Source organism: Pseudomonas sp. GW456-12-10-14-LB2, from assembly GCF_002884345.1.
Classification (GTDB): domain Bacteria; phylum Pseudomonadota; class Gammaproteobacteria; order Pseudomonadales; family Pseudomonadaceae; genus Aquipseudomonas; species Aquipseudomonas paraglycinae.
This window is the reverse complement of sequence record NZ_POHV01000025.1, coordinates 29,620-50,151: the sequence shown is the minus strand read 5'-3', so window position 1 is coordinate 50,151 and position 20,532 is coordinate 29,620. Positions and strand designations below refer to the sequence as shown.

Annotated in this window: 17 protein-coding genes and 1 pseudogene; 4 read left to right on the top strand and 14 right to left on the bottom strand. The window is 60.9% G+C overall.

Going from position 1 to position 20,532, the window contains the following annotated elements:
* Positions 1-11 precede the first annotated feature (11 nt).
* From glgA to C1X29_RS18150, 6 genes are all read right to left on the bottom strand, one after another.
* Positions 12-1,598, bottom strand: coding sequence for a glycogen synthase GlgA (gene glgA / locus C1X29_RS18175; RefSeq protein ID WP_085745816.1), 1,587 nt, complete (start codon positions 1,596-1,598; stop codon positions 12-14).
* Between the two features lie 529 nt (positions 1,599-2,127).
* Entirely contained in the window at positions 2,128-3,081 is a 954-nt protein-coding gene (locus C1X29_RS18170) for a D-2-hydroxyacid dehydrogenase family protein (protein WP_102718034.1), read from the bottom strand.
* Between the two features lie 13 nt (positions 3,082-3,094).
* The gene (locus tag C1X29_RS18165) at positions 3,095-4,120 is read right to left on the bottom strand and encodes an alpha/beta fold hydrolase (protein WP_102686261.1); all 1,026 of its coding nucleotides are present in this window, start codon (positions 4,118-4,120) and stop codon (positions 3,095-3,097) included.
* An 85-nt stretch (positions 4,121-4,205) separates the two neighbouring features.
* Positions 4,206-4,640: a YqaA family protein gene (locus C1X29_RS18160; protein ID WP_011333971.1), complete on the bottom strand. Its 435-nt coding sequence runs from the start codon at positions 4,638-4,640 to the stop codon at positions 4,206-4,208.
* Entirely contained in the window at positions 4,640-5,086 is a 447-nt protein-coding gene (locus tag C1X29_RS18155) for a DUF411 domain-containing protein (protein WP_007957572.1), read from the bottom strand. Before C1X29_RS18155 ends, C1X29_RS18160 begins: the two co-directional genes overlap by 1 nt.
* A 164-nt stretch (positions 5,087-5,250) precedes the next feature.
* On the bottom strand, positions 5,251-7,242 hold the full coding sequence (locus tag C1X29_RS18150; protein ID WP_085745812.1) for a methyl-accepting chemotaxis protein: 1,992 nt from the start codon (positions 7,240-7,242) through the stop codon (positions 5,251-5,253).
* Positions 7,243-7,623: 381 nt separating this feature from the next.
* Here C1X29_RS18150 and C1X29_RS18145 point away from each other — a divergent pair, with 381 nt between their 5' ends.
* Positions 7,624-8,157 carry a hypothetical protein gene (locus C1X29_RS18145; protein ID WP_102718033.1) on the top strand — a complete coding sequence of 178 codons (534 nt, stop codon included), beginning with the start codon at positions 7,624-7,626 and terminating at the stop codon, positions 8,155-8,157.
* Between the two features lie 42 nt (positions 8,158-8,199).
* Here the strand turns inward: C1X29_RS18145 and C1X29_RS18140 are convergent, their stop codons facing one another.
* From C1X29_RS18140 to C1X29_RS29440, 6 genes and pseudogenes are all read right to left on the bottom strand, one after another.
* Positions 8,200-9,126: a GNAT family N-acetyltransferase gene (locus C1X29_RS18140; protein ID WP_102718032.1), complete on the bottom strand. Its 927-nt coding sequence runs from the start codon at positions 9,124-9,126 to the stop codon at positions 8,200-8,202.
* Entirely contained in the window at positions 9,126-10,415 is a 1,290-nt protein-coding gene (locus C1X29_RS18135) for a phenylacetate--CoA ligase family protein (protein WP_102718031.1), read from the bottom strand. The genes C1X29_RS18140 and C1X29_RS18135 overlap by 1 nt, the downstream gene beginning before the upstream one ends.
* A pseudogene (locus tag C1X29_RS18130) lies at positions 10,399-12,850 on the bottom strand (aldehyde dehydrogenase family protein). Before C1X29_RS18130 ends, C1X29_RS18135 begins: the two are co-directional and overlap by 17 nt.
* Before the next feature lies 1 nt (position 12,851).
* Positions 12,852-13,982 carry an acyl-protein synthase gene (locus C1X29_RS18125; RefSeq protein WP_102718030.1) on the bottom strand — a complete coding sequence of 377 codons (1,131 nt, stop codon included), beginning with the start codon at positions 13,980-13,982 and terminating at the stop codon, positions 12,852-12,854.
* 15 nt (positions 13,983-13,997) lie between these two features.
* Positions 13,998-15,245 (bottom strand): MFS transporter, encoded by a 1,248-nt coding sequence (locus C1X29_RS18120; protein ID WP_102718029.1) that lies wholly within the window; start codon positions 15,243-15,245, stop codon positions 13,998-14,000.
* A 261-nt stretch (positions 15,246-15,506) separates the two neighbouring features.
* Positions 15,507-15,644 carry a hypothetical protein gene (locus C1X29_RS29440; RefSeq protein ID WP_007957554.1) on the bottom strand — a complete coding sequence of 46 codons (138 nt, stop codon included), beginning with the start codon at positions 15,642-15,644 and terminating at the stop codon, positions 15,507-15,509.
* Positions 15,645-15,801: 157 nt separating this feature from the next.
* Here C1X29_RS29440 and C1X29_RS18115 point away from each other — a divergent pair, with 157 nt between their 5' ends.
* Positions 15,802-15,990, top strand: coding sequence for a hypothetical protein (locus C1X29_RS18115; RefSeq protein WP_007957552.1), 189 nt, complete (start codon positions 15,802-15,804; stop codon positions 15,988-15,990).
* Between the two features lie 18 nt (positions 15,991-16,008).
* Here the strand turns inward: C1X29_RS18115 and C1X29_RS18110 are convergent, their stop codons facing one another.
* A complete protein-coding gene (locus tag C1X29_RS18110) occupies positions 16,009-16,386 on the bottom strand; it encodes a fe2+ zn2+ uptake regulation protein (protein WP_085745805.1) in 378 nt (125 codons plus the stop codon).
* 294 nt (positions 16,387-16,680) lie between these two features.
* Between C1X29_RS18110 and C1X29_RS18105 the strand changes: the two genes are divergently transcribed.
* Complete coding sequence (locus C1X29_RS18105; protein WP_102718028.1) at positions 16,681-19,017, top strand: acylase; 2,337 nt, start codon at positions 16,681-16,683, stop codon at positions 19,015-19,017.
* A gap of 62 nt (positions 19,018-19,079) precedes the next feature.
* Here C1X29_RS18105 and C1X29_RS18100 read toward each other — a convergent pair whose 3' ends face one another.
* The gene (locus C1X29_RS18100; protein ID WP_102718027.1) at positions 19,080-20,081 is read right to left on the bottom strand and encodes a FecR family protein; all 1,002 of its coding nucleotides are present in this window, start codon (positions 20,079-20,081) and stop codon (positions 19,080-19,082) included.
* 154 nt (positions 20,082-20,235) lie between these two features.
* Here C1X29_RS18100 and C1X29_RS18095 point away from each other — a divergent pair, with 154 nt between their 5' ends.
* Positions 20,236-20,505, top strand: a complete 270-nt coding sequence (locus tag C1X29_RS18095) for a PepSY domain-containing protein (protein ID WP_085745803.1) — start codon at positions 20,236-20,238, stop codon at positions 20,503-20,505.
* Positions 20,506-20,532 lie beyond the last annotated feature (27 nt).

Genomic DNA, 20,532 nt, shown 5'->3' with positions numbered 1-20,532 from the left:
AACCTCCCTGGTTATTTGTGGTGCGTTTTACCCAGCGCCTTGGCCACCAGTTGTTCGTAGAGTTCGGCGTAGGGTTCGACAGCCTTACACCAGTTGAACGGCGCAGCCATCGCCCGGCAACGCATGGCGTGCAGCAGGTCGGGGAAAGCAAACACCTTGAACGCGCGGCTCAGGGCTTCGCGGTAGCTGTCCGCGGTCGATTCGTTGAACAGGAAACCGGTAACACCGTTTTCAATGGTGTCGGCCAGCCCGCCGGTGTTGCGTGCTACCGGCAGCGAGCCGAAGCGCTGGGCGTACATCTGGCTCAGGCCGCACGGTTCATAGCGCGATGGCATCAGCAGGAAATCGCTGCCGGCGAACATGCGGCGGGCGTCGGTTTCATTGAAGCCGATGCGCACGCCGATCTGGCCGGGGAAGCGCAGCGCCAGTTCACGCATGGCCTGTTCTTCTTCCGGTTCGCCACGGCCGATGATCGCGATCTGGCCACCGTTCTGGACGATGTATTCCGATACCGCTTCGGTCAGGTCCAGGCCTTTTTGATAGACCAGACGCGAGACCACGGCAAATAGCGGGCCTTCGGAATCTTGCAGACCGAATAGTTCGCGCACATGGGCGGCGTTCACCGCTTTGCCTTCCCAGTCGCCGATTGCAAACGGTGCAAACAGATGTGGATCGGTGGCGGCATCCCAGCTTTCATCGATGCCGTTGGGAATGCCGCTGAGCAAACCTTGCTGGGTCTTGGCGGCGAGAAAACCGTCCAGACCGCAGCCGAAATCCGGGGTAGTGATTTCCTGCGCGTAAGTGGCGCTGACCGTGGTGATGTGGCTCGAATAAGCCATGCCGGCCTTGAGGAACGACATCTTGCCGTAGAACTCCATGCCTTCCTGTTGCAGGGCATGGGCGGGAATCCCGAGTTCCGGGCAAGAGCCGAGGCTGGTCACGCCTTGATACGCGAGGTTGTGAATGGTGAACAGGGTCGGCGTGCGCTGCCCGCGCCAGTGCATGTACGCAGGTGCCAGCCCGGCCGGCCAGTCGTGGGCGTGCACCAGATCCGGGCACCAGTGGATTTGTGCGAGGTTGGCGGCGATATCGGCAGCGGCCAGACCCAGACGGGCGAAGCGGATGTGGTTGTCCGGCCAGTCGCGACCGTTGTTGGCGCCATACGGGCCGCCGTCACGGGCGTAGAGTTCAGGGCAGATCAACACATAAATCACCAGACCGTCGGGCATGTCCATGCGCCCGATCTTGCAGGGCGGCAGCGCGGCGTGCCCACCCAGTTCGCCGATGATGTGGATCGGATTCTCGCTGTTCATCACTTGCGGGTAACCGGGGATCAACACCCGGACGTCATGCAGGTGCGCCATGGCGCGGGGCAGGGCGGCAGAGACGTCTCCCAGACCGCCGGTCTTCACCAGATCGGCGATTTCCGAGGTCACGAACAACACTTTCTTCTTGTTCGGGTTCTGACTGGCCACTGGCGTCAGCGTCTTGGTGCCCGGGACGCTGATCGATCGGCTGCCGGGAACGCTTACGGTGCTCGAGTCACCCATCGGCTGATGAGCCCGTTCTCCCTGAATATCCAATGCCGCACTGATCATATGAATCTCCCGTCTTTTTTGATCTGATTCTTGTCTTGAACAAGCGATGTCCATGGCCAGGTCCTGTGGCCGGGCGCAAACGCGCCACGCATCGGTGAGCAAACGCTACCCAACACGTGCAAGCAGAATGGGTGAGGGGGCCATTGCAAGACTTGAACCAGTCGCTTTGGCCCTGCCTATCAGATGACCCGCCGCGATCTGCAAAAGTTTCGACGAATTTTTGACTTTATGACCGGCCGGTTTTACCCCGCGAAAACCAGTCTAGGCCAGATCCTAGAGCGGGCCAGGGCAATCGGATGAATTGTTCGACAATCTGTTGCGGGCTTACGAAATCCGTGGCTTTGGGAAGGCGGGCGCCCCGACGAAGTGCATGTTTGGCAGGGTTGATGATGCAAAATGGTGACCGGCCGGTCACGATTTTGGGCGTCGGGAAAGTGCGAGCGCACTGTTGCGGTGCGCACAGTTGTGTTGGCGGGCGGACAGCGGATGCTGCTTCACGGGCAGGAATTGCCCGCGAAGGCGAGGAGGCTCAGTTGAGCAGGCGGATCGGTTCTCCAGCTGACCAGGCTTGAATGTTGTCGATCATCTGCGAAAAGAACAGCTCATAGTTCTGGCGGCTGACATAGCCGACATGGGGCGTGGCCAGCACGTTATCGAGGGTGCGAAACGGGTGCAGGGTCGGCAACGGCTCCTGATCGAACACGTCGAGGGCTGCACCGCCGAGGCGCTGTTTCTGCAAGGCCTTGATCAGCGCCGCCTCGTCGACAATCGGTCCGCGCGCGGTGTTGACCAGCAGCGCGGTCGGCTTCATCCAGTCCAGCGCCTGGGCATCGACCAGCCCCCGGCTGCGATCACTGAGCACCAGGTGCACCGACAGCACGTCAGCCTGTTCGAACAATTGCTGCTTGCTGACATAAGTGACGCCGGCCTGCTCGGCGCGCTCGGCGGTGAGGTTTTCGCTCCAGGCGATCACGCGCATGCCGAACACCTGACCGAACTGCGCCACCCGTTGACCGATGCTGCCGAGCCCGAGAATGCCGAGGGTCTTGCCGTGCAGGTCGCCACCGAGGCCTTGCTGCCACTGGCCGGCGCGCAAGGCATTGGCTTCGTTCAGCAGATTGCGGGTAGCGGCCATGATCAGCGCCCAGGTCAGTTCCGGCGCCGCGTGTTTATAGCTGTCGGTGCCGCAGACCTTGATCCCGAGGCGAGCAGCGGCCGGCATGTCCAGCGCCGCGTTGCGCATGCCACCGGTGACCAGCAGCTTCAGATTCGGCAGGCGTTTGAGCAGGTCTTCATCGAAGCGTGTGCGTTCGCGCATCACGCAGATCACTTCGAACTGGCCCAGACGTTCGGCCAGCGTGGCGTTGTCCGCCGGGTACTCATGGACGAAGGTGACTTCGCCGAGACTGTCGAGCACCGACCAGTCAACTACGCCCCGCGCGACGTCCTGCCAGTCATCGATCACCGCAATCTGCACCGCCATCAGCGTTACCTCTTCAACGAACGGGATTGGTTTTGTCCAGCCAGCCGAGCAGTGCCTCGTGGAATTTCGCCGGCTCTTCCATCTGCGGCGCGTGGCCCATGCCGGGGAATTCCACCAGCGTGGACTGAGGAATCAGTTTTGCCACCTGCTTGCCCAGCACCTCGTAGTGGCCGATTTTGGCTTTCACTTCGGGCGGCGCAATGTCCTTGCCGATGGCGGTGGTGTCGGAAGTGCCGATCAGCAGCAGGGTCGGCATCTTCAGGTCCTTGAACTCGTAGTACACCGGCTGGGTGAAGATCATGTCGTAGATCAGCGCCGAGTTCCATGCGACCTGAGTCTTGCCCGGGCCGTTGCTCAGGCCCGCGAGCATGTCGACCCAACGGTCGAATTCGGGTTTCCAGCGGCCGTCGTAATAGGTCGTGCGTTCATAGTCGCGAATGCCCTGGGCGGTGACTTTCAATTCGCGCTGATACCACTGATCGACGCTGCGATACGGCACGCCTAGGGCTTTCCAGTCTTCCAGGCCGATCGGATTGACCAGCGCCAGTTGCTCGACCTGATCCGGGTATTGCAGCGCGTAACGGGTGGCGAGCATGCCGCCGGTGGAGTGGCCGAGCAGGGTGGCTTTCTGGATGCCCAGCGCCTTGAGCAGTTTCTGGGTGTTGGCCGCCAGTTGCTGGAAGGTGTACTGGTAGTGATCGGGTTTGCTGGAGGTGCAGAAACCGATCTGGTCCGGGGCGACCACCCGGTAGCCGGCCTCGCTCAGGGCCTTGATCGAACTGTCCCAGGTCGCGCCGCAAAAATTCTTGCCGTGCATCAGCACCACGGTGCGTCCGTTGGCTTTGCCATCAGCGGCGACGTCCATGTAACCCATCTGCAGCGACTTGCCCTGGGACTGAAAGGCAAAGTGCTTGAGGGTGTAGGGATAATCGAAACCTTGCAGCTCCGGCCCGTATTGCGGGCCTTCGGCGTGAGCAAGCAGGGGCAGGGCGGCGGTCAACACCAGGCCGGGCAGCCAGCGGGTCAGCGACACAGACATAGGACAACTCCACAAGAAATCGGCCGATGCTGGAACGGCCGGATTAGGGCGACGTTAAACACAGGCAATCCCCGGGCCGGATCGTTCAACCGAGCCAGCCAAGGGTGAGCATCGCCAGCACCCCGTAGCGGGCGCCTTTGGCGAGAGTGACGATCAGCAGGAATCGCCCAAGAGGTTCGCGCATGACCCCGGCGATCAACGTCAGCGGATCGCCGATCACCGGCAGCCAACTGAGCAGCAGGGACCAGTGACCATAGCGCTGATAGTGAACGCGGGCGCGCGCCATGTGCTTCGGGCTGACCGGAAACCAGCGCCGGTCCTGAAACCGTTCCAGCCCGCGCCCCAGCCACCAGTTCACCAGCGAACCGAGGACATTGCCCAGCGTCGCCACGGCCAGCAGCCCCCACAACCAATAACGGTCGCTGACCAGCAGCCCGACCAGCACGGCCTCCGATTGCAGTGGCAATAACGTCGCCGCACCGAATGCGGCCAGGAACAGCCCGAGATAACCCGCCGTCATCAATGGGCCGGGTAATCCGCCACCACCACATCGGCACCGTCTTTCTTCAGGCCGATCACTTGATACGCATCGCTCATGCCGTCCATTTCCATGCCCGGCGAGCCCATCGGCATGCCCGGTGCGGCAACGCCCAGCAGGTCGTCACGCTTGCTCAGGGCCAGCACCTGTTCCGCCGGGACATGGCCTTCGACGAATTTGCCATTGATGATTGCGGTGTGGCAGGACGCCAGACGTGGCGGAACGCCGTGTTGCTGCTTGAAGCTGCTCATGTCGGATTCGACGTGGTCTTCGACCTTGAAGCCATTGGCTTCCAGGTGGCTGATCCACTTTTTGCAGCAGCCGCAGTTGGCGTCGCGGTGGACTTCGATCGGGATAAGGTCGGCGGCTTGCGCCAGGGAGGAGATGAACAGGGCGCTCAGGGCGGCCAGACGCAGGTGGTTTCGCATGGAGGGCTCTCGGATCAAAGGAGGAACGGTCAAAAAAGGAAGGCATTTTGACCTGTTTTTCCTGCCGGGCATCAACGGAGTGTTTCCAAGTGATACGGGGCAGGCCTGCCAACATGATCGTAGATCAAAGCTGACAGGCCACTGAGCGCAAGATGACAAAACCGTCAGCGAACCTTGAAGCGCCCCATGATCGCGCTCACCCGGCTGTTGGCTTCCAGCAGCTGACGGGTGTTGAGTTCGCTGGCCTGGCCGCTTTCCACCAGCTCGTCAACCATGTGGCGGATCTGCACCATGCTGCGGTTGATCTCTTCGGTGACCGCGCTTTGCTGCTCGGCGGCGGTGGCGATCTGGGTGCTGAGGCTGTTGATGTGGCTGACCGAACCGGCCATCTCGTCGAGGCCACTGTTGACTCGCGCAGTGGCGTCCGCGGCTGACTGACAACTGGCCTGGGTGTTTTCCATGGCGCTGACCGACGAGCTGACGCCCTGGGTCAGGCGGCTCAACATCTCGTTGATTTCCGAGGTGCTGGCCTGGGTACGGGCGGCGAGGGCACGCACTTCGTCTGCCACCACCGCAAAACCACGGCCCTGTTCTCCGGCACGCGCTGCTTCAATTGCCGCGTTGAGCGCCAGCAGGTTGGTCTGGCCGGCGATGGCGCCGATCACGCCGAGGATTTCGGTGATGCGCTGGGCGTCCTGCTGCATGCTTTCGACCTTGTGGGTGGCGCTGGCCACTTCGTCGATCAGTGCGACCACGCTGCTTGACGCTTCGCCAACCACCACTCGCGAACGGTCGGCGTTTTCGTTGGCGCGCTGGGTGAAGGCTGCGGTTTCAGCGGCATTCTGGGCGACGCTTTCAGCGGTCGAACTCATCTCGTTGATGGCGGTGACGGTCTGGTCGGTTTCCGAAGCGTGGCGCAGCAGAATCTGACTGGTGTGCGCCGAGGTACGCTGCAGGTTGTCGAGGCTCGAGGCCATGGCGCCGGTGGCCTGGGTGACCTCGCCGATCATGTTCTGCAGGTAGGCGATGAAGGTATTGACCGAATGCCCGATGGCACCGAGTTCATCTTCAGCGCGGATGGTGATGCGCCGGGTCAGGTCGGCATCGCCGCTGGACAGCGAATCGATGTTGGCTTTCAGCGCTTTCATGCGCGAAACCAGTTGGCGAATCGCGTAGACCTGCAACAGCACCAGCAGGATCACCAGCGGAATCTGCAGCAGGCTCAGGCTGCTCAGCACGTCGTCACGCTGGGCGGTGAGCATTTTGGTCGGCAGTGCGGTGGCGAGGAACCACGGGGTGCCTTCGATCGGGCGCATGAAGAAGGTGCTGGCTTCACCGTGGTTGTCGAATTCGACGCGCTGCGCCTGCTCGCGATTTTGCAGTCCGGCCTTGACCTGGCTGGCGAAGGTCGAGCCGCCGGCCAGTTCGCTGATGTTCTTCAGCACGATCGGCCCGCTGATGCGCGAGCTGTTGCTGATGATCTTGCCGTCGGCCTCGACGATCAGCATTTCGGCGTTGAGGTCTTTTTCCTTGCGCGCCACCAGCTCGTTGAAGAAGCCCAATGTCACGTCGATGGTCGAGACGCCCCAGGCGCTGCCGTTTTTCTGGATGGCCATGGCGCAGTTGGTGCGCGGTTCGGCGCTGGCGTCATCTTTATAGGCAGCGGCCCAGGCGCATTGGCCGCGCGGGGTCTGCATGCCGCCCTTGTACCAGCTCTGGTCGTAATAGTTGGGGGCCGCGTCGCTGTTCCAGAAGGTGTTCACCGCCAGTTTGCCGGAGGCATCGCGGTGCCAGAACGTACTGAACTTGTTGCGTCCGGCCTCACGCTGACCGGGCAGCGGCCAGATGCCGCCGCCGAAGACTTTCAGTTCGCCGTATTGATCCACCAGCCCCGGCAACACGGTGTCGATGGCCGCGCTGTCGAGCAGCGGGATGGTCTGGGTAATGCTGCGCTGTTGCGCCTGGACCTTGTTCAATTCGCCCTGGATTTGCTCGGCCACTTCAGCAATGCGGTTGAGCACCACTTGCTCTTCGGTGTGGCGCAACTTGGGCGCGACCAATTGGCTGATGCCAACCACGGTGAGCACCGACAACAACAGAATGAACAGAACCAGAAACAGCGTGTAACGAGCCTGAATGGTGCGGAATGCGGGCATGGAAACCGGTCCTTGAGCAGGGATTCTTATTGTGGGCAGGGGAAACAAACAGCGCGGGTTTCCTAACGTATCGTCGGGTCTTCGGGAAGCTTTAGGTACTTTCGTCCTAAAAGAGGCGATCCCGACCAAAGGAACGTATCGGGTCTGATACACGATACTAACCGTCCCGAACATTAGAGCAACAAACCCACTTTCATCACATTGTCATGCGCTCTAGTCCTGTATTTCCGGGGCTGTTGCCGGTTTGTATCGTGAATGTACAAAAATTGTAAAAAAGTGCAGAAAGGAGTTGGTGCCATTAGTTTGCCGGCCGATACTCCGGGCAACTCAAAAGTGGTTCAACAAGGAATTTTTCATGTTTTCCTCGCAAGGAGCTTGCTCATGACTATCGGCTATACCGGTGCCTGGCAACCCAAGGCGGGTTTGCTGGTTCGAGATACAGGAAGCTCGAGCAAACCGGTTTCTCAAAGTGTGAAGGTCAAGCAGATGCTGGCCCTGGTCGGCAACGACCCCACCGCAATCAGTACCGCGGAGATGGACAAGCAGGGTCTGCACAAGAACATCAAGGGTTTCGATCCCACCAATGTTTCGGCAAAGCAACTGGGCAGCCTCAGTGCAATGCTGCGTGGCCGGGGCCTGATTTCCGAGATCACGTCCATGACCTTGCTCAATGCCGGCGACAAGTTCGATCGCTTCGGCATCCAGAAGGATCCGGATGCCAAGTTCAATGCGCTGGAATATTTCGCGACACAACTGGATACCATCCAGAACAACAATCTCAAGGGCAACAAGTACGCGAATACGTTGATCCCCGAGTACAAGAAAGCCATTTACGTACTGCAGAACCTGCAGACTTACGGTCAGGGCGGGGAGCGCAAGCCTCCTACCGATCAAGGTGTCAAAGCCAAGGCATGATAGACAGGGGCCCCCCCCGGGAACGGGGGGGGGCCCTTTCGTTTATGGGCGATTTGGGAGCAAGGCGACCTGCCGCTGCATCCCGTCATGCAACCGCTGCATCTGCGGGCAATGCAGCGTCAAGGATTTTGGCTGGAAACCGCGATGAAAAAGCGCCAGCCATCCTGCACTTCTGTCATCGGGCGCCAGCCCGCTGAACACGAACCCCATCGTCGATAACCGGCGCCAGGCATTGTCAAACCCTTGTGCCAGCCTGAGCCTGATCGAAATCAGCCAATGTCCGGGCAGTTGTTGCAGCTGCTTGATCAAACTGTCGTCCACTTCACTGAAAATCCCGTCATATCGCCCCCATCGCTGTTCCAGCTGCGCCGGTGCGCCGACCCAGGGCGACACGTTCGACCGCGTTCCGAACACGTCGCACATCTGCTGCATGAACTCACGGCATTCGTCCGGCCAGGTCAAGGCCGGCAGCGGGCGCTGATAACCATCGACCGGGGCGTAACCCAGTACCAGCGATTCCGTCACCGCGCCGCCAAAGGGCGACGGTGCATGGTCGGGCAACAAGCCGGTGTTGTGAAAACCAAGGCCGGCAGCCATTTTCTGGGTGTAGGGATGATGGGTCATTTGCTTGATCGTGACCCCCTGATATCCCAGCGCCTGCGCATGGATCAGCAACTGTCGACTCAGTTGCGTGGCGACGTTCTGCCCACGGATCTGCGGATCCACCACGCTCAGTGCCAGTTCGGCGAGGGAAGATTCTTTGTCGAGAATCAATGTGGAATGCCCAGCCACTTGACCGTTCGCCACCGCCACCAACGAGTGCCAGCGGCCGTTGGCATGGTTCTGGCTGATCATCCGGGGCAGATACACATGCGGCTGGGCGTAATGGTCGCCGTAGATCTTTCTGAACAGGCGACTGACCGCCGGAGCGTCACTGGTGCGGTAGCCTCGCAGGGTGATCGCTTCCATCAGCAAGGCTCCTGGCCAGTGCCGTTGTAGACGCGCCGATCGAGCACACGTTGACGCTTGCCGGAGCGTGGATGGCGTGCCAGTTCCTGAACCTTGCAGCAGCGAATCCGCAATACCAGCAGGTGATCGGCGCTCAGTTGCTTGATCAACGGATAATCTTCGATCAAGGCAATGTGCAGCCTCTGGTCGGCCTCAGCGTTCGCAGGTGTCAGGGCGTCCGGCGCCCAGTGCAGGCTCAGGATATCCATGGCGCCGTCCTGCTCGATCACCAGTTGCCAATCATCGCTGCCGGTGACGCGCCATACGGTGTCGCCGATCGATTGCGGCAGCAGGTTCAGTATGCCCACCCGCACGCGCTGGCTGTCGGCGCAGCGGCCCATCAACGCGAACTTGCGCCGGGGCGTTCCCGACGGCTCTCGCCAGCAAGCACGATCGCCCACCGGGTAGCGGATCAGGGGCATCAAACGGCGAGTGAGATTGGTCATCACCAGGCGCCCAACCCGGTCGCATTCATCGATCACTTCACCGGTGTGCTCGTCGAGAATTTCCAGCACACCATGACTTTCGAGGATCCGATGCTCGCCCAGGGCACAGTCACGATGGCTGGCGCCAATGAATCCGGCATCGACACTGGCGTAGCCGATGGAGGCCACCCGGGCCTGGGGAAAGACTCGCGCCAGCCGCTGCAACTGAGCATCAAACAGGCTTTCACCGGCGTAGAGCAGAGTGGTGACTTCCTTCAGAACCCGGCCGTGTTGTTCTAGCCATGCTGCAAAGGTCAACAGGTGGGCAGGCACACCGGCCAGGACGTTGATCCGGTGCCGGGTAATCGCATCGGCCAGGACACTTGGGTCGATATGGCCGGTGAAGGGAAACTCGATAACCTCCGTTTGTACATGCGCCAGCGCATCGTGGGTAAAGATGAAACTGGCATACAGGTCGCCGACGAAAAACAGGTTGGCGACGCGGTCGCCGGGGCTCAACTGCGAGCCGAGACTGCGACCGAAGTCCGCCACCAGCGTCTGCCATTCCTCGCGCCGGAACAGTGAAAACTTGCCGTCACTGGTAGTTCCTCCCGTTTTGAGGATCAGCGCGTCATTCAAAGGCGCCGTCATGACGGGCCAGTGGTCGAGGTCATGACTGCCTTTCCAGTAAGCAACGGGGTCAATCACCGGCAATTGTTCCAGAGATGTGACGGGCAGGGAAACGTCGGCGAAGTGGTTCGCATAAAAGCCCGAATGCTCTCGTGCAAACGTGACCAGTTCTTGCAGTTCAAACCCTGTGTTCATGAGCGGCTCCTTGCCTGTTTGCGCGGGGACCGACACCCCGATTGTCAATCAGCAGCGGTGTCTTGCCGCTGTGTTTGTTACGGGTAAATCCGTCGCTGCAGCAGACCTCCACGTCCACGGTCAGAAGACCTGTCTGGATGAGCGTGGCCAGCGTCGGATACTCCAGCAGGCGACGCTGAACATCATCGGGTTGCCGTGGACTGCGAAAGCGCATGCGCTCGAGTCCGTCGGGGGCATGTTCGAGGATCAGCTGGAACTCGGTCTGCAGGTGCTCCGCCAGTAGCGCCAGGCAGATGAAGTCCGTGCCGATGCGCATCAACCTGCCGTGACGTTGCAGCAGTTCGAAACGCGGTGTGGGCAGCCCGCAGTCACACAGACCCGGAATCCAGCGACCGCTGTCTCCGACGTCGTAGCGCTGCACGTCCTGCCCTTCACGTTCGATGGAGGTGAACACCAGACGCCCGGTTTCACCGCCGATCACCGGCCGATCGGCCTCGAATTCGACGATTTCCAGGTGCTGGATATCGCTCATCAGATGAAACACGCCATCGCCGGTGGCCGGGCAGGCATGGCCGAGCGGCCCGGCGTCGACACTGCCGTAAACGGCCGATCGGATCAGCCCGACGCCACAGTCGCGCATCAGCGCGAGGCTTTGTTCACCGGGGTGTTCGCCGCCGAGGAAGACCTTTTCGATCCCGCCATATTCGCGCAGCCGTGCCTGCTCATTGAGGAACAGACGGTTCAGGGTGCTGGGCATGCCGACCAGCACGGTGACGCGTTGGTCGATGATTATCTGCGCGATCTCGCGGTAATCGTCATCGGCCGGCGCGCCCATCGGCAGGTGCGTGACCCCCAACATCTCCAGCGCTTTGGAAAAACTGAAGAAACCGCCATACAGCCCGCCACTGAAGAACAGGTTCATCACCCGGTCGCGGCTCGGGTCGAGACCCGCCGCGAACAAACCGTCGGCGGTGGCGCGCATCTGTCGATCAAAATCGCGGTAGCTGTAGCCGGCCAACGCCGGGGTGCCGCTGCTGCCGCCGGAGCGGAAGTACAAGCGGGCCGCCGGATGGATCGGGCGGGTGACAAAGGTGTCTTTGCTCATGATCGGCACATCGGCCAGGCAGGGTGGTGTCGGCAGCGGATCAAGCGTGGCGCGGGTTATCAGCGCCGTGGCCGGCAGGCTGACCGACACGCGTCGGCTCAAGCGTTGCAAGGCATACACACCGTCGTGGGGTTCTCCTTCGTAGCCGTCGTGAATCAATTGCACCGGGGTAACCCGTGTAACGCCCGCAGCGATCAGCGTTTGAGCCAGTTCGGCCATTTCGTGTTCGGCACACATCAGCGCGGCGCTTTGCAGCACGTTTCGCCAAGGCAAGAGCACCTCGCAGGCTTGCGCGCGCGGCAGGGGTTTAAGCAACAGGCTGCGAAACAGCGGCGAGGGGCCGAGTGTCTGGTCGTGGCTCCAGATGACGCGCCAGTCCGGTGTTTGCCGGACCTGACCGCTGACACCGGCAAAGCTGTGGGCCAGTCGCGCCATCGCCGTGCGGGTGGTGATTTCCGAGGCCTCCTGAATCGACGGCAACAGGGCTGGCCAGTGTCGGGCGCGGCGTTCGAACGCCTCGGCAAGGCCCTCGCCGATTGAACGCAAAGTGTTTTCATCGTCACTGTCCACCAGCAGCCATTGCGGGCTGGAGCAGGCCTGCTGATCGAGGCGGCAGACTTCATCGGCCACGGCGTCCAGGGCTTGCGGCGTGACCGCTGCCGGTGTCAGGTAGATGAAGCTGATGCGGTGGCCCCAGTCGATCCAGCGACAGCCGGGCGCCAGTTGCTGGCGGATGGCTTGCAGTGCTGATTCACCGCCCCACGCTGAAACGCCGTTGGCCTGTTGGCACAGTTGACCGATCTGGGCCGTGCTGGCCGGAACGACGGCGACATGCGCGGCGATCTGGCCGGTCGCATCGCACTGCGCCAATTCATGAAGTAATTGCGCCGTCACACCCTGATCGCTGCTGCTGGGGCGCAACCAGTTGACGTTGCCGGCCAGCAGGCCTTCGATCACCGCACAGAAAAGCCAGCAGCGGCGCATTGCCGGGGGTGATGTGGACCACCAGGCCCAGCGGGCTCCAGCGTTCAAAGCGTGACTGGCGATAGTCGAGGCGACGCAGGCTGTCCGGTTGCTCGCCGAGCTCGCGCTCAAGCTTGCACCGAAGGCCAGCGGGTTGGCAGAACTCGATCAGTGACTGACGTTGCTCGGCATCGATGGGCAATGCCCTGTGCGGGTCTTGCAGACGTTCGGCAAAAGTGGCTGCTGCGCCAAGCACAGTCGACGTGTCGAGCGCCGTGGCCAACCGTTGTGGCAAATCCGGATAAAGTTGTTCCAGCGCGAATTCCAGAGTGCAGTCGTTGTGAAGCTTTCCGTTGATCAGGTACATATCAATGCTTCCCCAGCAGTTCAGAGGCGGCCAGGGCGCAGCTTCGATCGGCCGTGGTGGCGGCGCGGCCATGCAGTTCGAACCAGTCGCCGGTCAGCCCGCAGCCGCAACTGGCGCCTGGATGCAGGGTGGCAAGATCGCTCATGACCACCGCGTGCGCGGGGCTCGATGAGATGTAAGGCGAGACAAAGCTCAGCAAGCCCTGACGACCGTAAGGCTGAACCGTAAAGTCAGCGGGATGGCGCACGAAAACCTTCGAATAGACCGGTACATGGAAACGGTGCTGAGCACACTCTAGATAAGGCACCGCATGCTCGACGGCGCCGTAGCCGTCACGGCAGCGGGACATCTCGATGCCCAATTGGCGGTGAATGCGCTCGTACAGTTGCTGGCGGGGAATCTCTTGCGCCGCGTGGGTTTTCCAGCCGCCGCCAAACAGCGTCAACGAGCCTTGCGCCAGTTGCAGATCAGCCATCCCGGTCGCCTGCATGCGTTGCAGGGTCTGCCAGAGAAACGCCGGGAAGCCGAAGATCCGCACCGGCAAACCTTCTTCGGCGAAGGACTGCAAGGCAGCGATCACGCCAAAGCCGTCGAATTCATGACCACCGCCCGTACCGCGCAGTGCGTAGGCCACACGATTGACGGGGGCGAAGCGGCATAGAAACTGATCGGTGAATGACGTTCCCAGGCTGATGCTGCCCTGGGGTTCATAGCTCAGCAGCAGGTAGTTGCACGGAGTGTGCGGGGTGTCCCAGTCATAGTGCTGGAAAATCCGCTCGACCATGTTCTGGGCCGCCCCCAGGCTGCGTTCGTCGTAACGCATGCGGCTTTTCTCGCCACTGGTGCCGGAGGAGGTGAGTTCCAGCGCGTCCATCCCGGTGGGGCTGAGCAGGACCTGGCGCTTGAAATAACTGGCGAAGATCGGCGGAAGGCGTGACCAGTCATCTAAGTGGTCCAGGTCACCTGCGTTCAGGCCGTTGGCATTCAACCAGTGTTCGTATCCCGGAGTGTGCTGGCTGTGAAACCGGCTGATTTCGGCCATGGCCTGGTTAAACAGTCCGTCCGGCACGGAATCCGGGCAATAGGGTTGCGTCAACGCGCAGAGCGCGTCGCTGTGGGGGAAGTGAATCATCAGGCGTCCTTGTCGTTATGTTGAAGAGGCGGAATCTGCCGGGACGTGTGGCAGAAACCGGTACAGCAGGGGCAGGCTGAGCAGACCGCCCAGTGCCGCCCAGAGGGCGAAGGATTCGACACGGCTACCGCCGCCGATGGCAGCGATCAGCGAACCACCTATCCCCATCACGGCAATCGAAATCATGCCGATTGCTGCAGACACCAGGCCTTTACTGTCATCGCTGGAAAACAGTGCCAGCCGGTACAGTGCAGCGTTGCTCATGCCCAGCCCCACGGCGTACAACGCTAGGCCGGTCATCAAGCCCGCAAGAGACAGGCTGGTCAGTGCAGTGACGATCAAGGTCAGCAAACCCAGGCAGAACGGCCAGAGCGCCAGACGAATCAGTTGCGGCAGATCCCGCAAGGCCAGCAGTCGATCAAGGAGCAGATTGCCGACAATGACCGCCGAGAACACCGGAATCTGCCACAGCGCATATTCGCGCGTGGTCAGTCCCAGTAACTGCACGAGCAGCAGCGGCGCCAGTCCGATCCAGGCAATCAGCGGCAGGCTCATCAAGCCCAGCGCCAGGCAGATGCCGACAAACCGGTGATTGCGCAGCAGTGCAAGGTAGCGACTGCTGATCTGGCGAAATGAGAAAGGAATCGGTGCTTGTTGACTACCATCGTGGCGGACAACGCCGATCGTCTCCGGCATGCAGACATGCAGTCCGATCCAGGTCAGTGCCGCGATCAGTCCCAGACCGAGAAACAACTCGCGCCAGCTCAGCCACTCCAGCAGCAGACTGCCGATCAGCGGGCCGAGCAGGGGCGAAAGCAGGGCGACATTGCCCAGCAGCGCCATCAGGCGGACCGCATCGGCCTCGCAGAAGACTTCCTGAAGCGCGGGGTAACTGACCGCCACGACAAACCCCAGGCCCATGCCTTGCAACAGGCGCAGGGCGTTGAACACTTCGATGCCGGGCGTGGCGACAGCCGCCGCACAGGTCACGCCGAACAGCGCACAACCGCTCAGCAGCAGCGGACGCCGGCCAAACCGGTCGGACAGCGGCCCGATCAACCATTGCAGGCAGACACCGCCGATCAGGTAAAGATTGAACGCGTTGGGGATGTGAGCTGCATCGGCTTCGAGATCCCGGGTGACGGTCAGCATGGCCGGCATGAGCATGTCACTGGCCATGTAGGTCAGCCATTCGAACAGCGTGATGGCCAGACAGAAGCCTAGCGCCCGGCGTGGCGGGAGGTTGATGAGAGTTCTTTGCATGCGCTTCCTGGACAGTTGAGAGGGAGCGCAAAGGGTAGGGAGGGGAAGTCATTGTTCCTACGTCGTTGGTGTGACGGTCTGTGACTTCGTTATGCGTGATGTTGCAGAGGGAGACTTTCTTGCTTGCACAGGTGAAGCGCCCTACAGCATTGATCGCCGATCGATAAAAAAAGCCCACATTCCTGTGGGCATTTTTCCTGACGCTTAAATCCGTTGTTGCATTTGAACGGACGGACGCTGGCATCCTTTCCGTGAGATGACTTAACGATGGTAGTAATAGCCCGGGCCAGGCCCATAGTGGCGATGATCGCCATGCCAGCCGCCGTGGGGAAAGATGATGCAGCCGCTCAGGGTGAGCAGTGCAAGGACAGGAATCAGCCAGGTGATTCGACGCAGCATTTCAAGGATCCTCATGGTTGACGCCGTTTGAAGCCAAAGCTCTTCATCGGCTGTAACATGAGACCCCGTTTACCGCGGCGCATCCCCGTCAAACGGTATGTGCATGGCATCAACGCCGATACAAACCCGATACATTCCAACGGTTCAGGAACCTGTAATGACCCATAAGCAACGCTTGATATATTCGATTCTGATCGCCGTCGCCGTACTGCTGATCATGCTCGGCCTGTCTTGGCTGCAAAACGCCGGCAAGCTCAGCGAGCAAACGTTCCAGTACATCGCCATCGGTGTGGCTGTGGTGGTCGTGGTGATCAACGGCGTGATGCGCCGCAAGGTCAAGCCCTGACGGCGTCTGCCGGGTGCTTCAATCGTTGTTGAGCACCGCGGCAGCCTGGGGATGGAGGCTGTAGCTCTTGTCGTCGTTGAACGTGATCACGCCTTCGGCACACAGACGCTTCAACACTTCACGAACGCTGAGGAAGGACAACGGAATGTCCAGATCCAGCAGCTGGCTATGCACGCCACGCACACCCAGACGCCGGTCGTCCTCGGCGGCGACCAGCAGGGTGTCGATGACTTTGAGGCGAATCAGACTGGTGCGCAGGCCGAAGCTTTTAAGCAGCAAACGGATGCGCTCATTGCCGTGACGCTCGACCCGTTGCCCGAATACGTCGACGTGCGAACCCATGGGCGCTCCTTGTGGGGTCTGGCTACCTTCCGATGGTAGGGGTGGGTTGTACATGCGATTACTCCTTTCAGAGCCTGATCAGGAAAGGTTTTTTGTGCTCTCTCTAAACAAGACGTTTCAGCTCGACAAATCATGAAGCGAAAAATGTAGAAAATTTGTCGTCGTTTCGTCTTTTCCCCGTGATTACGGTTCGAGACGGATGTGTGGCTGACTAAATTTTTTTTCCGCGGCTTCGTTTTCTGGACAGGCTCATTGCGCGTGACGCGTGGGTGATTTCAGAGCGAGCCGGGCCCGACGTGTTCACGGTGGCGGGCGGTTCGCTCTTCGGCATTTCGATCAGGAGCGAGCGTGACTATTTCCAGGCAATTCACCGGACTGACCCTTGCCGGCCTGTTTCTCGGGCTGAGTCTGTCGGCGCAGGCGTTCAGCCCTTCCGGCCAGACCGGCGCCGATATCCGTCGCACAGGTTTTGGCGTACCGCACATCCGCGCGGAAAACGAACGTGGTCTCGGGTTCGGCATCGGTTATGCCTATGCGCAGGACAATCTCTGTCTGCTGGCCAACGAGATCGTGACGGTCAATGGCGAGCGGTCGCGGTATTTCGGGCCGGAGCAGCTGACCGTCGAAGAGCGCGAGAACCGCGTCAGCGACGTGTTCTTCCAGTGGCTCAACACGCCGCAGGCCGTGAATGCCTTCTGGCAGGCGCAACCGGTGGAAGTGCGTGATCTGGTGGAAGGTTATGCCGCCGGCTACAACCGTTATCTGGCCGAGCGCCGTCAGCAGGGACTGCCCCAGCAGTGCCAGGGTGAATGGGTGCGCGACATCGCTGCCGAAGACCTGGTGAAGCTGACCCGTCGCCTGCTGGTCGAGGGCGGTGTCGGCCAGTTCGCCGAAGCTTTGGCGGGCGCTACACCGCCACAGGCCGCTGCGCAGATTGAAAACGATGCGCGTGCTTACCAATTGGCGGACACGCGTCTGCAACGCTTCGCGCTCGACCGTGGCAGCAATGCGGTGGCGGTCGGCAGCGAGCGTTCGTTCAATGGCCGCGGGATGCTGCTGGCCAACCCGCATTTTCCGTGGGTCGGCGGCATGCGCTTCTATCAGATGCACCTGACCATTCCTGGCAAACTGGATGTGATGGGCGCGGCGCTGCCGGGCCTGCCGATGATCAATATCGGCTTCAACCAGCACCTGGCCTGGACCCACACCGTCGACTCGTCCAAGCATTTCACGCTTTATCGCCTGCAACTCGATCCGAAGGATCCGACCCATTATCTGCTCGACGGCCAGTCCCTGCCGATGAACAAGCAGACGGTCACGGTGCAGGTCAAACAAGCGGACGGGCAGGTGGTGCCGGTCCAGCGGGATGTCTACAGTTCGCAGTTCGGCCCGATCGTGCAGTGGCCTGGCAAGCTCGACTGGAACAATCAGTACGCCTATAGCCTGCGCGATGCCAACCTCGACAACGACCGGGTGCTGAAACAGTGGTACGCCATGAACCGCGCCGGCAATCTCAAGGATTTGCAGGATTCGGTGCATACCATCCAGGGCATCCCGTGGGTCAACACCCTGGCTGTGGATGACAAGGGCCAGACGCTGTACATGAACCTGTCGGTGGTGCCGAATGTAAGTGCCGACAAACTGGCCAGGTGCAGCGACCCGCGTATGGGCCTGCAAATGATCGTGCTCGACGGCTCCAGCAGCGCCTGCGCCTGGGACATCGACCCGCAAGCCGCACAGAAGGGCATTTACGCGTCCAGCCAACTGCCGCAGCTGTTGCGCAAGGACTTCGTCCAGCACTCCAACGACTCGGCGTGGCTGGCCAACCCGGCGCAACCGCTGACCGGCTTCTCGCCGCTGATCAGTCAGGACGGCCAGCCTCTGGGCCTGCGCTCGCGCTTTGCGCTGGATCGTCTGGCGACCCTGAGCAAGAAAGGCCCGGTGTCGGTGCAGGACCTGCAACACATGGTGATGGACGATCAGGTGTTCCTGGCGACTCAGGTGGTGCCGGATCTGTTGAAGTTCTGTGCTTCCCAGCCTGAGGCAGCGCTGAAATCGGTGTGCAGCAGTCTGAAAGCGTGGGACGGCCGGGCGAATCTGGAGTCGGGCATCGGGCTGGTGCATTTCCAGACCATCATGCAAGCGATGCAGGAAATGCCGCAGGCCTGGCGTGTGGCGTTCGATCCGAAGGATGCGCAACACACCCCGCGCGGGCTGGCCATTGAAAACCCGGAAGTGGCCAAGGCACTGCGCGAGGCCATGCTGGCGTCGGCCGAGTCCGCCACCAAAATGGGCCTGACCGAGAAAACCCGTTGGGGCGATGTGCAGGTGGTCAGCAGTGGAGGACAGCAAACGCCGATTCACGGTGGCCCGGGCACGCTGGGCATCTACAACGCGATCCAGAGCGTGCCCCGTGAAGACGGCAAGCTGGAGGTGGTCAGTGGCACCAGTTACCTGCAAGTCGTGACGTTCGACGACAAGGGGCCACATGCCCAGGGTTTGCTGGCGTTCTCGCTGTCCAGTGATCCGGCGTCGAAGTATTCCCGCGACCAGACCGAGGCGTTCTCGAAGAAACAGTGGAGCGTGTTGCCATTCACCGAGCAGCAGATCAAGGCAGATCCGCAGTATCAGGTGCAGACCGTGCGTGATGATCTGGAAAAGGCGGGGAAAGTCGCGGCGCAGTAATCAGCTGTTCAACCCGTCGATAACCGCAAAAGCAGAAGGCCGCTCCCTCACGGGACCGGCCTTCAATTTTTTGGCGGTTGCTGCGGCATCGGGTTGATCACCGGGTTGCCGTCCTTGTTGCGGGTCAGGAACACCGGCAGGACTTTGGGCAGTGAGCTTGCGAAGCTGTTCAACTCTTTGATGTTGTAGATGCCGCCAACCCGGATCGATCCGGTCGCGCTATCGGCAAGCATCAGAGGTTTGTCCAGGTAACGGTTGATCAACGGCAGCGCGTCGTTCAGCGCCAGGTTGTCGACTACCAGTTTGCCGTTGCGCCAGGCCAGCGAAGTGTCGCTGGCATAGGTCTGGCTGATTTGCGGCATGAAGTCGCCGTGTCGGTAGCGAGCCTGCATCGAAGGGCCGAGGCGCAAGCCATCGCCTGGCAGCTGAGCGTTGCTGGTGACCAGTACCGAACCTTCGATCAAGTTGACCTTCACCTGATCCTCATACATCCAGACGTTGAAACGGGTGCCAGTGACGCGAATCCTGCCTTCTGCAGCCCTGACGACGAAAGGGTGGCTCAGGTCATGGCTGACTTCAAAGAAGGCCTCACCCTTTTTCAGGGTGACGCGACGCTCGTCCTTGTAATTGCTGTAGGTCAGTTCGGTGTTGAGGTTCAGCTCGACCTGACTGCCGTCGCCCAAAGTGACGTGGCGCACATTGTCGGTGGCGGCGAAGTGCTGATAGCTGTTGGGCAGCCACCCCAGATTCCACCCGGTCCAGGCCGCCAGCGGGAGCGCCAGCGCGCAAACGGAGGCGGCCACCGCGTATTGGCGCCACGTCCGGGCCGGCGGAGTGATCGGTATGACTACCGCAGGTTCCGGGCGTGGCAAATGTTCGGCGACATCCCAGATCTCCAGCATCGCCTCATATTCGAACGCGTGAAGCGGGTGCGCATCGCGCCACTGGTCGAACGCCTGCCGCTCTTCAGCGGTGCAATCGACGGCGTGCAGACGCATGCACCAATGCGCGGCGGCATCGGTGATCGCATCGTATTCGGCTTCCGAGAGGGTGTTCTGGGTCATTGACTCATCCTGATTTCCCGCATTCTAACCTTGGGGGACAGGTGCCGAGAACAACCGTCATGGCAATTACCCATCAAACGTGGAACTTTTTTTCGCTCAGACGCCCCAAAAACCAGGACGTTTCGTGAACATTAACCATAAATGGAGCGAAAAAATGATCAAAAGAACCTTGGCCGCTTTCGTCGCCACCGCCAGTCTTCTGAGTGCAGGCGCGGCACTGGCTGACCGTCCTGGCGCAGGATGGATCACCATCGAGAAGGCCATCGAGATCGTCAAGACCAAGGCCGGTTATGTCGAGGTCTACGAGATCGAGGCCGACAATGACGGCTATTGGAAAGGGGAAGGGCGCAAGGCTGACGGTGTGGTGTACGAATTCCGCATCGACGGCGCTTCGGGCAACGTCCTGCGTGATCAGAAGGACTGAGTCTCACGGTTGTCGAGCAATGCGCAG

Excerpts from the sequence above, each read along its gene's own strand:
- C1X29_RS18100 (WP_102718027.1), bottom strand. The coding sequence starts at position 20,081 with ATGACCCAGAACACCCTCTCGGAAGCCGAATACGATGCGATCACCGAT.
- C1X29_RS18095 (WP_085745803.1), top strand. The coding sequence starts at position 20,236 with ATGATCAAAAGAACCTTGGCCGCTTTCGTCGCCACCGCCAGTCTTCTG.
- C1X29_RS18165 (WP_102686261.1), bottom strand. The coding sequence starts at position 4,120 with ATGTCTGTGTCGCTGACCCGCTGGCTGCCCGGCCTGGTGTTGACCGCC.
- C1X29_RS18170 (WP_102718034.1), bottom strand. The coding sequence starts at position 3,081 with ATGGCGGTGCAGATTGCGGTGATCGATGACTGGCAGGACGTCGCGCGG.
- glgA (WP_085745816.1), bottom strand. The coding sequence starts at position 1,598 with ATGATCAGTGCGGCATTGGATATTCAGGGAGAACGGGCTCATCAGCCG.
- C1X29_RS18145 (WP_102718033.1), top strand. The coding sequence starts at position 7,624 with ATGACTATCGGCTATACCGGTGCCTGGCAACCCAAGGCGGGTTTGCTG.
- C1X29_RS29440 (WP_007957554.1), bottom strand. The coding sequence starts at position 15,644 with ATGCTGCGTCGAATCACCTGGCTGATTCCTGTCCTTGCACTGCTCACC.
- C1X29_RS18115 (WP_007957552.1), top strand. The coding sequence starts at position 15,802 with ATGACCCATAAGCAACGCTTGATATATTCGATTCTGATCGCCGTCGCC.
- C1X29_RS18140 (WP_102718032.1), bottom strand. The coding sequence starts at position 9,126 with ATGGAAGCGATCACCCTGCGAGGCTACCGCACCAGTGACGCTCCGGCG.
- C1X29_RS18150 (WP_085745812.1), bottom strand. The coding sequence starts at position 7,242 with ATGCCCGCATTCCGCACCATTCAGGCTCGTTACACGCTGTTTCTGGTT.
- C1X29_RS18135 (WP_102718031.1), bottom strand. The coding sequence starts at position 10,415 with ATGAACACAGGGTTTGAACTGCAAGAACTGGTCACGTTTGCACGAGAG.
- C1X29_RS18160 (WP_011333971.1), bottom strand. The coding sequence starts at position 4,640 with ATGACGGCGGGTTATCTCGGGCTGTTCCTGGCCGCATTCGGTGCGGCG.
- C1X29_RS18155 (WP_007957572.1), bottom strand. The coding sequence starts at position 5,086 with ATGCGAAACCACCTGCGTCTGGCCGCCCTGAGCGCCCTGTTCATCTCC.
- C1X29_RS18120 (WP_102718029.1), bottom strand. The coding sequence starts at position 15,245 with ATGCAAAGAACTCTCATCAACCTCCCGCCACGCCGGGCGCTAGGCTTC.
- C1X29_RS18110 (WP_085745805.1), bottom strand. The coding sequence starts at position 16,386 with ATGTACAACCCACCCCTACCATCGGAAGGTAGCCAGACCCCACAAGGA.
- C1X29_RS18125 (WP_102718030.1), bottom strand. The coding sequence starts at position 13,982 with ATGATTCACTTCCCCCACAGCGACGCGCTCTGCGCGTTGACGCAACCC.